Source organism: Marinomonas arctica, from assembly GCF_003259225.1.
GTDB lineage: Bacteria > Pseudomonadota > Gammaproteobacteria > Pseudomonadales > Marinomonadaceae > Marinomonas > Marinomonas arctica.
Window position 1 is genome coordinate 1 of sequence record NZ_QHJF01000005.1, and the last position, 15,151, is coordinate 15,151.

14 protein-coding genes are annotated in these 15,151 nt (G+C 43.7%); 9 read left to right on the forward strand and 5 right to left on the reverse strand.

Annotated elements, in window-relative coordinates:
• Positions 1–227: 227 nt before the first annotated feature.
• The 3 genes from DK187_RS03530 to DK187_RS03540 all read right to left on the reverse strand — a co-directional run bounded on the left by DK187_RS03530 (position 228) and on the right by DK187_RS03540 (position 4,038).
• Positions 228–1,745: a fumarate hydratase gene (locus DK187_RS03530; protein ID WP_111605967.1), complete on the reverse strand. Its 1,518-nt coding sequence runs from the start codon at positions 1,743–1,745 to the stop codon at positions 228–230.
• A 164-nt stretch (positions 1,746–1,909) separates the two neighbouring features.
• The gene (locus DK187_RS03535; RefSeq protein WP_111605968.1) at positions 1,910–3,532 is read right to left on the reverse strand and encodes a DUF2786 domain-containing protein; all 1,623 of its coding nucleotides are present in this window, start codon (positions 3,530–3,532) and stop codon (positions 1,910–1,912) included.
• 62 nt (positions 3,533–3,594) lie between these two features.
• Complete coding sequence (locus DK187_RS03540) at positions 3,595–4,038, reverse strand: HIT domain-containing protein (protein ID WP_111605969.1); 444 nt, start codon at positions 4,036–4,038, stop codon at positions 3,595–3,597.
• Positions 4,039–4,123: 85 nt separating this feature from the next.
• Here DK187_RS03540 and DK187_RS03545 point away from each other — a divergent pair, with 85 nt between their 5' ends.
• The 4 genes from DK187_RS03545 to wrbA all read left to right on the forward strand — a co-directional run bounded on the left by DK187_RS03545 (position 4,124) and on the right by wrbA (position 7,824).
• Positions 4,124–4,993, forward strand: coding sequence for an SMP-30/gluconolactonase/LRE family protein (locus tag DK187_RS03545; protein ID WP_111605970.1), 870 nt, complete (start codon positions 4,124–4,126; stop codon positions 4,991–4,993).
• Between the two features lie 75 nt (positions 4,994–5,068).
• Entirely contained in the window at positions 5,069–6,793 is a 1,725-nt protein-coding gene (locus DK187_RS03550) for a proline--tRNA ligase (RefSeq protein ID WP_111605971.1), read from the forward strand.
• A gap of 69 nt (positions 6,794–6,862) precedes the next feature.
• Positions 6,863–7,207: an arsenate reductase (glutaredoxin) gene (gene arsC / locus DK187_RS03555; RefSeq protein WP_111605972.1), complete on the forward strand. Its 345-nt coding sequence runs from the start codon at positions 6,863–6,865 to the stop codon at positions 7,205–7,207.
• A 14-nt stretch (positions 7,208–7,221) separates the two neighbouring features.
• Entirely contained in the window at positions 7,222–7,824 is a 603-nt protein-coding gene (gene wrbA, locus DK187_RS03560; protein WP_111605973.1) for an NAD(P)H:quinone oxidoreductase, read from the forward strand.
• A 97-nt stretch (positions 7,825–7,921) separates the two neighbouring features.
• On the opposite strand, the gene cysB is transcribed toward wrbA, so the two are convergent.
• Positions 7,922–8,896, reverse strand: coding sequence for an HTH-type transcriptional regulator CysB (gene cysB / locus DK187_RS03565; protein ID WP_111605974.1), 975 nt, complete (start codon positions 8,894–8,896; stop codon positions 7,922–7,924).
• Between the two features lie 107 nt (positions 8,897–9,003).
• Here cysB and DK187_RS03570 point away from each other — a divergent pair, with 107 nt between their 5' ends.
• Both DK187_RS03570 and DK187_RS03575 read left to right on the forward strand, forming a co-directional pair.
• Positions 9,004–9,765 carry a sulfite exporter TauE/SafE family protein gene (locus tag DK187_RS03570; RefSeq protein ID WP_111605975.1) on the forward strand — a complete coding sequence of 254 codons (762 nt, stop codon included), beginning with the start codon at positions 9,004–9,006 and terminating at the stop codon, positions 9,763–9,765.
• A 97-nt stretch (positions 9,766–9,862) separates the two neighbouring features.
• The gene (locus DK187_RS03575) at positions 9,863–10,939 is read left to right on the forward strand and encodes a 3-deoxy-7-phosphoheptulonate synthase (protein WP_111605976.1); all 1,077 of its coding nucleotides are present in this window, start codon (positions 9,863–9,865) and stop codon (positions 10,937–10,939) included.
• 84 nt (positions 10,940–11,023) lie between these two features.
• On the opposite strand, the gene nfuA is transcribed toward DK187_RS03575, so the two are convergent.
• Positions 11,024–11,605 carry a Fe-S biogenesis protein NfuA gene (gene nfuA / locus DK187_RS03580; protein WP_111605977.1) on the reverse strand — a complete coding sequence of 194 codons (582 nt, stop codon included), beginning with the start codon at positions 11,603–11,605 and terminating at the stop codon, positions 11,024–11,026.
• 250 nt (positions 11,606–11,855) lie between these two features.
• Here nfuA and DK187_RS03585 point away from each other — a divergent pair, with 250 nt between their 5' ends.
• From DK187_RS03585 to DK187_RS03595, 3 genes are all read left to right on the forward strand, one after another.
• Entirely contained in the window at positions 11,856–13,517 is a 1,662-nt protein-coding gene (locus tag DK187_RS03585; protein WP_111605978.1) for a nitrite/sulfite reductase, read from the forward strand.
• A complete protein-coding gene (locus DK187_RS03590) occupies positions 13,501–13,977 on the forward strand; it encodes a DUF934 domain-containing protein (RefSeq protein WP_111605979.1) in 477 nt (158 codons plus the stop codon). The genes DK187_RS03585 and DK187_RS03590 overlap by 17 nt, the downstream gene beginning before the upstream one ends.
• Positions 13,978–14,100: 123 nt before the next feature.
• Complete coding sequence (locus tag DK187_RS03595; RefSeq protein ID WP_111605980.1) at positions 14,101–14,769, forward strand: TIGR04211 family SH3 domain-containing protein; 669 nt, start codon at positions 14,101–14,103, stop codon at positions 14,767–14,769.
• Positions 14,770–15,151 lie beyond the last annotated feature (382 nt).

The following is a 15,151-nucleotide window of genomic DNA, read 5'->3' on the forward strand; positions in this document are numbered from 1 at the left end:
GATGATCTTCTGAAGCCTCCAGCGAGCGCCCACACAAATTATCTGATTATCTATTTTAAAGAGCGTCACCGCACACATTGTGCGGCTGAGGTCGTGTATAATACAGACTATTTATATCTATGCAACCACTTTGCAAACAAAAAAACACTACGAAAACAAAAAAGTCACTGCGCCGATCAACGCAGTGACTTTTTTAAAACTTTTAATATAGCCTTTTTTAAAATCGACTATTTTATTTCGAGCGCTTGCGCTTCAATTTTCGCTTTCCATTCAGCAGGCCCAGTAATATGCACAGACGTCCCCATGGTATCTACCGCCACAGTGACTGGCATATCGACAACATCAAATTCGTAGATAGCCTCCATCCCTAATTCCGGAAAGGCCACCACGTCTGCTTTTTTGATCGCCTTAGATACCAAATAAGCCGCGCCACCAACAGCCATAAGGTAGACAGCGCCAAACTCTTTAATCGCCTCAATGGCTACAGGACCACGCTCAGACTTACCAATCATGCCAAGCAAGCCCGTTTTATCCAAAATGGTGCGAGTAAACTTATCCATGCGAGTCGCCGTCGTTGGACCAGCAGGACCTACCGCCTCATCCCTTACTGGATCAACAGGACCTACGTAGTAGATGAAACGCCCTTTAAGATCAACAGGAAGCTCTTCGCCGTTGGCCATCATCTCAACCATTTTCTTATGCGCGGCATCACGACCCGTCAGCATTTTGCCATTTAACAAAATCGTTTCGCCAGGCTGCCATTCCTTAACCTGCTCCGGTGTAATGGTATTCAAATCTACTCGACGAACACTCTCACCGACCTCCCAAGTAATTTCTGGCCAATCATCCAATGACGGTGGAACTAAATCTGCAGGACCAGAACCATCAAGCACAAAATGCGCATGACGAGTAGCGGCACAGTTTGGAATCATAGCAACAGGTAAAGAAGCGGCATGCGTTGGATAATCCATGATTTTCACATCAAGAACCGTTGTCAAACCACCGAGGCCTTGCGCACCGATACCTAAATTATTCACTGCATCAAAAATAGCCAGACGAAGCTCTTCAACACGAGTTTGAGGGCCACGAGCTTTCAATTCGTGGATATCGATTGGCTCCATCAAAGATTCTTTCGCCATCACCATGGCTTTCTCTGCTGTACCACCAATACCTATGCCAAGCATACCTGGAGGACACCAACCCGCCCCCATAGTAGGAACTGTTTTCTTAACCCATTCAACGATATCATCAGAAGGGTTCAACATGGCCAGTTTGGATTTATTCTCAGAACCACCACCTTTAGCAGCGACGTGAACTTCAACCGTATCACCAGGCACGACCTCCATGTGAATCACAGCAGGCGTATTATCTTTGGTGTTTTTACGAGCGCCAGCAGGATCAGCGAGAATAGAAGCACGTAAGACGTTATCTGGATGAAGATAAGCACGGCGCACACCCTCATTAATCATATCAGTGACGCTTCTTGTGCTCTCCCATTGCACATTCATTCCTATCTTAACAAATACAGTAACAATACCGGTATCCTGACAGATTGGACGCTTACCTTCTGCACACATACGAGAGTTAATAAGAATTTGTGCCATCGAATCCTTCGCAGCCTTACTTTCTTCTCGCTCGTAAGCTTCATGTACTGCTTTTACAAAATCCAAAGGGTGATAGTAAGAGATAAACTGCAACGCGTCTGCAACGCTATCAATCAGATCATCTTCTTTAATAATGCTCATGCTTCTCTCCTGCCGAGTCTCACGATTAAATCGAAAACGAAATGGTAAAAGATGCAGCCCTGCAAGGAAAGCATTAAGGTGGGTTTTAAAAAAATATACCCCTCATCAATCAAATGAATGAGGGGTATATAGAGGAAAAATTTGGCGCACTACACCTAAGATCATTAACGGTTAGCTTTTTGCTCTCTATCCGACTTCGGTTTTTGTACCGAATGCTGAATGTACTCTTCTAAAATTTGAGCGGTAAACTTCTCACGCTCCGGCAGGGAAGAAATTCTCTCAGCCTCCCAATTGATCAACCGAATAAAAACCGAATATTTTTTAATGAAGCCGTAACCGATATCCCTAACACCTATGCCGTTAACCTCCATCAAGTAAGTCACTTGCTCTAGATTTTTCTGGGCTTCAAACTGCCCTCCTTCACTCGCAGCGATAAGCAAACGCTGAATATGCTGTATCGGGTTTTCAGATGTTCGCGACTCTTTTTTTGTCTGGCTAGACGTTAGGAATTTATCCAACATTTCTTCCGTATGCGCTTCCCTTGCATGCACATCCGCAATACTGGCTGATTCGCGCTCCAGCAATCGAATAAACAAACTCTTATTTTTGATATCTGAAAATTCTAAATCCTTAAGAGACAAGCCATTATTTGACATAATATCAATGACTTTCTCGTATGATGCCGTTGCTTCTGCACCAACAGAGACAGCCAACACAAGATGCCGACGCAGCTCGTGCATAATTTTCGCCGCTCTATAGTCCTCTTTACGCTGCAAATGCTGCCTAAAGGACTCTTTGTTTTTGGCTAAAGCATGACTAATAGCATCATACCCTTGAACAGCCTCTTGCTCTTCTTTCAAACGTTCCATACGAACTTTGGTGCAACTACTCTCCCAAGCCTCGTAAGATTTAGCTCTAGCTTGAAAAGCACGTTCAATAGCCTCTTCAAAACTCTGCTCAATACGAGCTCGCTCCGAGCGCTCCTGAACTTCATTTTGCTCATGCTCATAGCGTTTCTTTTTCTTGAGCTGCAAATTCTCTTGAGCCAGAAGAAGCTGCTGATTTAACGCCTCTATGTCCGCTTGAACCTTGATCTCATCAAAATCAACAAGCTTTTCATACACTTTAGACCAATAGCCATCCTCAACAAATGGCACATTTGGGTTGCTGGTTGCATATTGCGTTTTAAGCGTTTCAGTAAACTCATACCCGTCGGGACGAAAAGCCTTTGCCGCGTTAATAACATTGTCACTGGACGTATAAGTAGTTGAGCTATCTTGTCCCCCATCGTTCACAACAGACTGAGCTGCCATTTCCACACCTTCCAATATATTTTCCGGCACTACACCATCGACACTAAAACATTCGCTCTCAATTTCAACATCGTCAACGTCATCAGCATTAAATGAATCGCGAAGCATCTCTTCAGGCTCTTGGTAACCTGACAAGTCTATATCGTCCAAAATAGTGCGAGCCGATTCATACGCCCTGCTAGCATCACTATTTTTTTCACTAAAACGCCGCTGATAAACCGAACCCTCAGAAGGCGACTTAACCGTACTCTCTTTTTGATGGCGTGGCGCAGCCCCACCCCAACTCACACGATAAAGCATGGAACGGTCACACAACTGCAGAATAGGCAACTCTCTTTGAGCAACCTGATACTGCCTAATTAGCGACTCCGCATGACGCAAAGCCATAACAGATTCACTTGAATTAGTTGAAGTGGCTAAATTTAATAATTTAACCACTTTCTGTATGGCCTTCTTCCTTTTACTGATGCTCATAAAACATGCTTTCCAAGTTGGCTAATTTTCACTCAGTATAGATTATAAGTTAAGATATTTATTCAGTAATAGCGTTCTGCATCGTTGCTCGGCAACGTCAAATCATCACTCAACAACGAATAAACCTTTTGCAATATTTCAGCCAAGTCTTCCTTTCCATATGGAACAGCCGGCAATTTTCCCCAAACTGGTCCTGGCCAGCATGGATCTGCTTTATAACGTACAATATGATGCACATGCAGCTGTGGCACTTGGTTACCAATAGCGGCAATATTAAGCTTAGTGGCGGAAAAAGCATCGTGAAGCGTTTCCGCCAAAAGGCAACTTTCTGCCATCAATTGTTGACGATCTTCCTCTACCAGTTGATATATTTCAGTAATATCATTTCTTTGAGGTACCAAAATAAACCAAGGAAACTGAGCATCATTAATGAGACGAAGCTGACACAGCGAAAAGTGCCCAACAAGAATGGAATCACGACTCAATACTGGATCTAACTCAAACATCTTTACATCTTCCTATTTACAAAAAAGGCTTTAATAAGCACTATAGCATCCTATTTTCTAAAACTCTCAGAGACTTGGAGCCCGCATGACTGATATGCAGTGCGCTGTAAATGCACAAGCAAAATTAGCCGAATGTCCTCGTTGGGACGAACGTACTCAAACGCTCTATTTTGTCGATATAGATTCTTTCATACTATACGCCTATGACACAAAATCCAAAAGCCTAGCACATCGTAAATTTGATGAAGAAATAGGCTGTTTTTCTCTAGACGAGCACGAAGGCTTTGTCGCTGCGTTTCGTTCTGGCGTTTACACATTTGAACATTTTAATGCCGACTTGAAACCCTACTGGCTCGCTTCTTATGATCAAAAAACCACACGCTTTAACGATGGTCGATGTGATGCAAAAGGACGCTTCCTAGCGGGCACAATGTACTCACCGAAAGATGCTTTCAATGGCGCCTTGCATCAGTTTAGTCAAGGCAAAGAAACGCTTATAGATCAAGCTGCATGGACATCTAATGGCTTAGCCTTCTCTCCTGACAACACGATCATGTACTACTCTGACACGCCGAACCATGTGGTTTATCAATTTGATTATGACTTAGAAAGCGGTGTCGCAACAAATAAACGCATCTTCATTGAATTTCCTCGTGGTAACGGCCGACCAGATGGTGCCGCTGTTGATAGTGAAGGAAACTACTGGTCAGCGCTTTACCAAGGCCAACGCGTTGTTAAAATTAGCCCTCAAGGGAAGATTTTAGAAGAATATCCCGTTCCTGCCACCTACCCAACTATGGTTGCGTTTGGCGGCACAGATATGCAGACGTTATTTGTGAGTACTTGTCGTGGCGCACAAACTGAAGAGGAACTAAAGCAGTTCCCAGAAGCGGGCGGGATTTTTGCTATTGAAACCAATGTAAAAGGCCAAATTGAGCCTCGCTTTGCAGGCTAGAACGCTTAGTTTTATGATTACACTTTAATCTGCAACTTAACATTAATCACCTAACCTTAAAGTACAAACATTATTATGCGCGCAAGCAATTATTTATTTTCCACACTACGTGATGCCCCAACGGATGCGGTTGTTACCAGCCACCAACTGATGATTCGCGCAGGCATGATTCGTCAAGTCTCTAAAGGCTTATATACATGGTTGCCGACTGGTCTAAAAGTTTTCCGCAAAGTTGAAAACATTGTTCGTGACGAAATGGAGAAAGCCGGCTCACTTGAAGTGATCATGCCTGGCGTTCAACCTGCAGAGTTATGGCAGGAAACTGGACGCTGGCAAAAATACGGTCCAGAACTTCTTCGCCTACAAGACCGCCACGGCCGCGACTATTGCCTTGGCCCAACCCATGAAGAAGTTATTACCGAACTGGCACGCAATGAATTGACTAGCTATAAACAGCTACCCATGAATTTCTTTCAAATACAGACCAAATTCCGCGATGAGGTTCGTCCTCGATTTGGCGTAATGCGTTCTCGCGAGTTTTGCATGAAAGACGCATACTCTTTTCACGTCGGCGCTGAATCACTACAAGAAACGTATGATGTCATGCACCAAGCGTACTGCAACGTTTTTGATCGCATTGGTTTAGACTATCGCCCTGTTCGCGCTGATACAGGCAGCATTGGTGGTGCATACTCACATGAGTTTCATGTACTAGCAGACTCTGGCGAAGACGACATTGCTTTTAGCGATTCCTCAGATTTTGCCGCCAATATTGAACTTGCCGAAGCGATTTGCTTAAAACAAAAAGCCGACGCTCCAACTCAAGAAATAAAAGAAGTATTTACGCCCGACTGCAAAACCATCCAAAAAGTGGCTGAATTCTTACAACTCGACGTTACTAGCACAGTTAAAACCATGCTAGTAAAAGCTATTGACGAAGACAATCAACCAACAATTGTTGCTCTTGTGTTACGTGGCGACCACAATATCAACGAAATCAAAGTAGAAAAACTAAACGGCATCCTCTCTCCTTTTGAATTTGCCGATGAAGCCGACATTATAGCGAAAATAGGCTGCGCTCCTGGCTCCATTGGACCAAAAGGCCTAGCAGAAAAAGGCATCCGCGTTATTGCAGATCGCTCGGCTGCTGTCATGTCCGATTTTTGTGCTGGCGCAAACAAAGACGACTACCACTTCACTGGCTTAAACTGGGAACGCGATTGTGCGGCATTTGACATTGCTGATATCCGTAACGTTGTAGAAGGTGACCCATCGCCAGATGGTCAAGGCACCATTGTCATCAAACGCGGCATTGAAGTGGGTCATATTTTCCAACTAGGCCAACAATATGCTGAAGCACTTAAAGCCACGGTTTTAGATGAAAATGGCAAAGCGCAAGTCATGCACATGGGCTGTTATGGCATTGGCGTTTCTCGTATCGTGGCGGCAGCAATCGAACAAAATTTCGATGAAAAAGGTATTTTATGGCCTGAAAGCATTGCGCCATTTGATATTGTCATCGTGGCAATGAATTACGACAAATCCGAAGCAGTACGAACAGAATGTGATCGCTTATACGCTGAACTTAAAGCAAAAGGCTTAGACGTATTACTAGACGACCGCAAAGAACGCCCAGGCGTTAAGTTCGCTGATTGCGAACTTCTAGGCATTCCGCATCGCTTAGTTGTTGGCGATAAAGGCCTAGAAAAAGGCACGCTAGAATACAAATACCGCAAAGCAGGTGAGAACGAAGACATCGCAATTGCCGATGCTGTCGATTTTATTTTAAGCAAAAAATAAAATCGACAGGCCTGACAGAGGCATCCGCTTCTGTCAGGCTTATTTATTCCCGCCACAAAGGAGCCCCGCATGACGACTATTTACCACAATCCTCGCTGTTCTAAATCTCGACAAACCCTACAACTGCTCGAAGAAAATAATATTCAGCCTACTATCCGCCTGTATTTGCAAGACACACCCAACCTAGAAGAAATCAAAACACTTGTGACCCAGCTCGAGATAGCACCGCTGGCACTCATGCGCACAAAAGAAGCCATATTCAAAGAACTTGGTCTAAGCGCACACTCAACAGACGAAGAATGCCTTCAAGCCATGCATTCCCATCCAATTTTAATAGAACGCCCTATCGTCATACACAACAATAAAGCAAAAATTGGCAGACCACCTGAAGATGTTTTGACTTTATTTAATTAACAAGGAAGTACGGAATGACCCAGTCACCTTACGTATTAGTTTTATTTTACAGTCGTCACGGCTCAGTCGCCGAAATGGCAAAACATATCGCTCGTGGTATTAACAAAATTAATGGCATCGAGGCAAAGGTACGCCAAGTTCCAGAGGTTTCCGACACGACAAAAATCGCATCACCTGCCCTGCCCGATGCAGGCGCCCCTTATTGCACCTTGGAAGAACTCGCAGACTGTGCTGGGCTTGCTATCGGCTCACCTTCCTACTTTGGTAGCATGGCCGCCCCACTAAAACATTTTATCGATCAAACTTCGACATTATGGCTAACGGGAAGATTGATAGACAAACCCGCTTGCGGCTTTACCAGTGCGAGCACCATGCACGGCGGACAAGAACAGTGTATTCACAGCATGATGACACCATTACTGCATCATGGCATGGTTTGGCTTGGCCTTCCGTATAAAAACAAAGAACTGATTAACACAACGGCTGGCGGAACCCCTTATGGCGCCAGTCACCTAGCAAATAGCACCAACGAAACCGCTTTGACAGATGATGAAAAAGCACTCTGCGAAGCGCAAGGAAAGCGCATTGCTGAAATGGCAATAACATTGCAAAAATAATCTTTTTGATCCATCCGAAACCAATAAAAAAGCCGTCGCACAAGACATTCTGCGGCGGCTTTTTTAACACCCTACACGCCTAAAAAGGCGCTTAACGTTAGTGCCTTGGAAGCTCAATATCCTTAAATAACAATTCAACCTCTTGTCGGTTTCCTGCCGCCATCGCCGCCATCACCAAATCTTTTGTCAGATGCGGGGCAAACGACTCAATAAACCTATACATATAACCTCGAATAAATGTGCTGCTTCGAATACCAATTTTCGTACAACTATCAGCAAAAAGATGAGAGGCATCTAAAGCAACCAAATCGGCGTCTTGCACAGCATCATGGGCCATTGAAGCCACAATACCCACACCAAGCCCCAAACGAACATACGTTTTTATGACATCAGAGTCGGCAGCGGTAAAAACCACATTTGGCTGCAAATCGGCTTGTTGAAAAGCTTGGTCTAGCTGAGATCGCCCCGTAAAGCCAAACACATAAGTAACAATAGGATATTCAGCCAAAGCTTGTAAGGTGAGCTTTTTAACCTGCGCTAAAGGGTGACCTTTTGGCACCACTACAGAACGGTTCCAAGTATAACAAGGTAACATCACTAAATTACCAAACAACTCCAATGCCTCGGTTGCAATCGCAAAGTCCACGACCCCATCATTGGCCATTTCAGCAATCTGCATTGGTGTACCCTGATGCATATGCAGACTGACATCAGGATAGCCTTCAATAAACTGATTTATCACCTTAGGCAACGCATATCGTGCTTGCGTGTGGGTTGTTGCAATATCAAGAGAGCCTTTGCGTTCGTCACTAAATTCTTTCGCGACACGCTTAATATTTTGTGTCTGACTCAATACTTCGCCAGCTAACGCAATGATTTTTTCACCCGCTGGTGTAATGTGCGTCAAGTGTTTTCCACTTCTGGCAAACACCTCCACACCCAACTCATCTTCTAGGAGACGAATTTGCTTGCTCACGCCTGGCTGTGACGTATATAAACTCTGTGCAGTCGCAGAAACATTTAAGTCATGACGCGCCACTTCCCATATGTACCTAAGCTGTTGTAACTTCATTGCGAGCCTTATTCGAAAAAGAGTTAAAAACATAATAAAATATTACTTTATAGAATAGTAAAAAACCTCTAGTGTTGCCAGCTTAAATAACCTTAATGTGGCTTTCTATGGATTTTATTTGGTATGTTTTTGCTGGCGCGGCTGTTGGATTAGCAGTCGGTATCACGGGAGTGGGCGGTGGCTCACTAATGACGCCACTTTTGTTAATGTTCGGCTTCCCACCCCATATTGCCATTGGCACAGACCTTATGTATGCAGGGCTGGCTAAAAGCACTGGCGTTGTCATGCACGCTAAACGCGGCAATGTAAATTGGAAAATTGTTTTCGCTATGGCTGCAGGCAGCATTCCCGCATCTTTCATTACAGTATGGGCATTATCAAGGTTTGAGAAACCTGATCATTACCAAGAAATACTCACCAGCACATTAGGTGCGATGTTAGTTTTAACCGCCATCGTTATACTATTTAGAGCCAAGCTGACCAAAACATTCAACTTCAATATGGCAGAAAGCAAAAGCACAAAAATTGTCTTCATCTGCGGCTTTATTTTAGGCGTCCTTGTTACACTCACTTCTGTGGGCGCTGGAGCCTTAGGCACGGCTATTATGATGATGCTTTTTCCCGCCATGAGAGCAAAAAACATTGTTGGGACAGATCTGGCTCATGCCGTACCCCTTACTCTTGTTGCAGGCACAGGACACATTTTCTTGGGTAATGTTGATTACACCTTGCTGGGTGCCCTTTTAATCGGCTCCATCCCGACCATTTATATCGGAACCCGCATCGCAAGCCATGTTCCAAATCATGTATTACAGCCTTTATTAGCCTCCGCCTTACTCTCTTTTGGCGTGAAATATCTTTTCTTCTAAAAAGTCAAAAAATCGCAGCTAAGCGGTTCATTCAAAGAGAAAAACACGATATTGTAAGCAGCTATAACTAAAAGCAAAAAAAGCAGGAAACCCCGCAATGAGTAACAAACGTCTTGAAGACTTGAATATTGCCTCCTTTACCCCTCTGGTAACACCGAGTCAATTAAAGAAAGAGCTGCCCGTAAGCGAAAGTGTTAGCAGCCATGTAGCGCAATCACGTGACATCATCAAAAACATTATGGATGGAAAAGATCATCGCTTGGCGATCGTTATTGGACCATGCTCCATTCATGACCCAAAAGCGGCTCTAGATTATGCAACACGCCTAAAAGCCCTCGCGGAAAAACTGGATGATACGCTTTACATCATTATGCGCGCTTATTTTGAAAAACCACGCACTACTGTAGGCTGGAAAGGTTTAATCAACGATCCAAATCTAGATGGAACATTTGATATCAATAAAGGCATTCGTATTGGCCGTAAGTTACTTATTGATTTAGCCGAACTTGGTCTTCCTCTTGCTACTGAAGCACTAGATCCAATTTCACCTCAGTATATCCAAGACCTCATTAGCTGGTCTGCCATTGGAGCCCGGACCACAGAATCGCAAACCCACCGCGAAATGGCATCAGGGTTATCTGGCCCAGTTGGCTTCAAAAATGGCACGGATGGCGGACTCACTGTTGCGATTAATGCCATGCAATCAGTGTCTCACTCGCATTCTTTCTTGGGCATCAACGAAGAAGGCCAAGTCACTGTTGTAAACACAAAAGGCAACGATTACGGACATATTGTACTTCGCGGCGGTGGCGGCAAGCCAAACTACGAAACAAAATTTGTTGCAGAAGCAGAGCAAGAGCTGGCAAAAGCCAATCTTAAAGTCAATATCATGGTAGATACCTCTCATGAGAACTCTAGCAAAAAACCTGAGCGCCAAGTCACCGTCGCAGAGGACGCTACGCAGCAAATTATTAATGGCAATCAATCCATTATGGGGTTAATGATAGAAAGCAACATTGGCTGGGGCAATCAAAAGGTACCCGCCAACCTCGAGGATTTACAATATGGCGTCTCTATTACTGACGCCTGCATTGACTGGGAAACAACGGAAAAAGCATTGACAGAAATGTCGAATGCCTTGCGTGACGTATTACCAAAACGCCAACGCGGATAAGCATTAAAAAGCACACAACAAAAAAGGGGCACTTCAATCAAGAGGTGCCCCTTTTGTATTTACCGAATTCTTCGGTAAATACATTTACATAAATGCGTTATCAGTAACAGTATGATCCGTTGAATCTTTCACAGCCGTGAGTCCTGGAACTTTCTCCATTAAGGTCTTTTCAACACCTTCTTTAAGAGTAAGGTCAACCGCACTACAACCTTGACAACCACCACCAAATTTCAGCACAGCAATCTGACCATCAATGACCTCAAGCAGGCTCACTTCACCGCCATGGGCAGCCAAACCTGGATTAATATCAGAATACAATACGTAATTGATTTGATCTTCAATTGGACTGTCAGAGGTTACTTTCGGCATCTTTGCATTAGGCGCCTTAATGGTTAACTGACCACCCATTTTTTCTGTCGCATAGTCTACATAGGCCTCATCTAAAAAGTTCACAGAATTTTTTTCGATGTACACTTTCAATTTAGGCAGATTCAATATCTCATCCGACTCATTCACTTCATCCGGACGACAATAAGCAAGACAGGTTTCAGCGTAAGGTGTACCTGGTTGCTGGATAAAAATTCGCACAGCAATACCTTCTACACCTTGTTTTTCTAGCAAAGAAGAAAGATATTCTTGGGCACCATCGGTAATTGTAATATTCATAATAACCCTTTCAAAATCTACATAACGATCAATAAGGGCTATATTACAGGAGATGAAGAGCAAAGCCAAAGACCAAGTAAAAAAGTAGGGTATTTTTCCTCTTTCTCTCTAGAGGTTTTTCTCATAACAAGATTCTTAATAAGCCTTATTAGGAAAACCCCTAAAGATATAGATAAATATTCATTTTTAGAATAAAGGATATTTGCTACCATGAGTCAACTAACACTTATTAACCACGGTTCATTTCACTATGTATCAGTACGACGCCATTGACCAACAGCTTGTTGAAGAGCGTGTAGCACAATTCCGCGACCAGACACGCCGCTATTTAAATAAAGAATTGAGCGATCAAGAATTCTTACCATTAAGACTACAAAATGGTCTTTATGTACAACGCTACGCCCCTATGCTTCGCATTGCGATTCCATATGGAATGCTCTCCAGTACGCAATTGAGAAAGCTGGCTGATATTAGCTGTCGTTATGACAGATCATATGGCCATTTTAGTACGCGCCAAAACTTGCAACTGAATTGGCCAAAAATAGAAGACGTGCCAGACATTTTAGCTGAACTAGCAGAAGTGCAGATGCACGCGGTTCAAACCAGTGGCAACTGCATCCGTAACACAACAACAGACCAGTACGCTGGCGTCATCTCTGATGAAATTGTTGACCCACGCCCCTATTGCGAGCTAATTCGTCAATGGTCTACTTTCCATCCTGAATTTGCCTTTTTACCTCGTAAATTCAAGATCGCGGTCAACGCAACTGAATCCGCAGATCGCGCAGCGACGCAAGTGCATGATATTGGCCTACACATCAAGAAAAACGAAGCTGGAGAAATTGGCTTTAAAGTTATCGTTGGCGGTGGTTTAGGCCGCACCCCGATGGTTGGCGTTACTATCAGCGAATTCATTCCACGCATGGATCTATTGACTTACTTAGACGCGATTATTCGTGTTTACAATCAACAAGGTCGTCGTGATAACAAATACAAAGCGCGAATCAAAATATTAGTCAAAGCGTTAGGTATCGAAGAGTTCAGAAGCCGCGTTGAGGCTGAATGGCAACATTTACGCGGTAAAGAAAGCACCGTTCCAATGAGTGAATTCGAACGTCTGCAAAGCTTTTTCAGCGAGCCAAATTACGCCGTGTTGGAAAACAACCCAGCAAGCCTAACTAATAAGCTAGCTGATAGTGCGGGATTTGCTCGCTGGTTTGAACGCAATACATTCGAACACAAAAAAGCAGGCTACCGCATCGTTACGCTGACACTAAAGAAAGCAGGCCAAGCACCAGGCGATGCCACTGCAGAGCAAATGCATAAGGCCGCGGATCTTGCAGATCAGTTTAGTTTCGGCGAGTTGCGTGTCAGTCATGAGCAAAACCTTGTTTTAGCCGATGTACGCCAAGACCAACTAGTAGAACTTTGGGACGCCGCTAAAGAGGCGGGATTTGCGACACCTACTCTTGGCCTACTCACAGACATGATTTGCTGCCCTGGTGGCGATTTCTGTGCGCTAGCTAATGCGAAATCTATCCCCATTGCGGCTCAAATCCAAGAAACATTCAATGACCTAGACTATCTCTACGATCTAGGCAATATTGACTTAAACATTTCTGGCTGCATGAACGCATGTGGGCACCACCATGTCGGCAACATAGGCATTCTTGGTGTGGACAAAAAAGGCGAAGAGTTCTACCAGATTTCAATTGGTGGCGCTTCTGGACACGATGCAAGCATAGGTAAAATTTTGGGCCCTTCTTTCGCCCAAGAAGAAATCAGCAGTGTTATCCAAAAGCTCATGAACGTTTATGTAGAAAACCGCTATGAAGATGAACGCTTCATTGATACTTACCGCCGCGTTGGCATCACACCATTTAAAGAGGCCGCTTATGCCAAAGCTAATTAAAAACGGTGACATCATCGACAATCCATACAACTGGCTACAAGATGCTGGGCAAGAAGTAACAGCAAACAGCATTGTAGCAGCACAAAAATGGCTGACTGAAAAAGACACCATTGGCAACATCGCAGGCATTTGGCTCGAAGCTGGCGATGGCGTCGAGTTTCTACAAGGCGTTGATTTGAATCAATTCGATGTTATTGGTGTACATTTTCCTGCTTTTACCGATGGAAGAGGCTTTAGTTACGCTCGTCTACTAAGAGAGAGACTCAACTATCAAGGCGAAATAAGAGCCCTTGGCAATTTCATCCCGGATCAGTTGGGCTATCTTTTACGAGTCGGATTTAATGGCTTTCAATTTAACGAAAACGTTGACTTAGAAAAAGCCCTTCTCTTGTATAAATCCTTCTCAGTCGCTTATCAAGGTGATGTTTCGGAGCCAAGACCTCTGTTTCTTCGTCGTTAAAGATACTTTTTACAATTAAAACCACAGAAAAGGCCATTACGATGGCCTTTTCTATTGCGTAATGATCACCTCATGATTATCGTACTAAAAAGATAAAGTGATTGATTGTTAAAGGAACTTAACGTGTCTAAAAAACGTATTACAGGCCTAATTGTTGGCCTACTACTTTCTGCCACTGCGCATTCCGCGACAGTGTATGTTTCAGACATCCAGTTTGTCGCTATTAGAGAAGGACTGGACAACAACACTAGAGCCGTAGAAAGAGGTTTAAAAAGTGGTACACCTTTGGAAGTACTAGAGCAAAGCGAAGGTTATACTAAGGTTCGCACACCTAGCGGCAACGAAGGTTGGGTGGCAGACTATTTCCTCAGTGAAAATATCGTCACCCGAGATCAACTTGACGTAATGCAAGCCAATCTTGACAAAAGCGTCGCAAGCCGAGAAGAAGTCGTCAAATCCCTTAATGCAAGCCAAGCAAAATTTCAAGAACTCAGCAATACAAATACTGCCCTAAAAGAAGAAAATGAGTCGCTAAAGCAACAATTACAAGAAGCGGTTAACCTAACGAAAAAAGCACAAGTTATTGTCTCTCAAAATGATGATGCAAGCTATCAATTAGAGAGCCTTAAACAACAAGCAGATGCTGCCATTGCCCAATCAGAAAAACTGCAAGATACCACAGAGCAGCAATGGTTTGTTATCGGTGCTGCCACGCTATTTGGCGGTTTATTATTGGGCTCCTTGCTACCCATGTTAAGACGCAAAAAGAGCAGCTCAGGCTCTTGGGGTTAATTTAGAAATACAGCATGGGGGTCGTGTCGGCTTGCTCTTTGTTATCATATTGACAAGATTAGCCACCCCCATTGCTTGACCTAAAACGTGAAAACATTGGCATTGGTATTTTTCTCCCCCTATCGACCATATAAAACAACACTCAAGCCGCCGAAAGAAACACCAACGTCTTTAAATGAACCTCACTAGATACGCAGAGATGCGTACTTTTAGAAACATTTTCCTAACAATTCCAACATCTTTAATATTCATTTTTAAAATGCCTTTATCTTGCCCTTCCTTTAAACACATAAAATATAATAGAATAGCGCGAAATACCTGACTACAAAGCAAAAAGTCTTGTATACTAACGCGCAAATTTCGTCCTCACTTATTTAGAGTA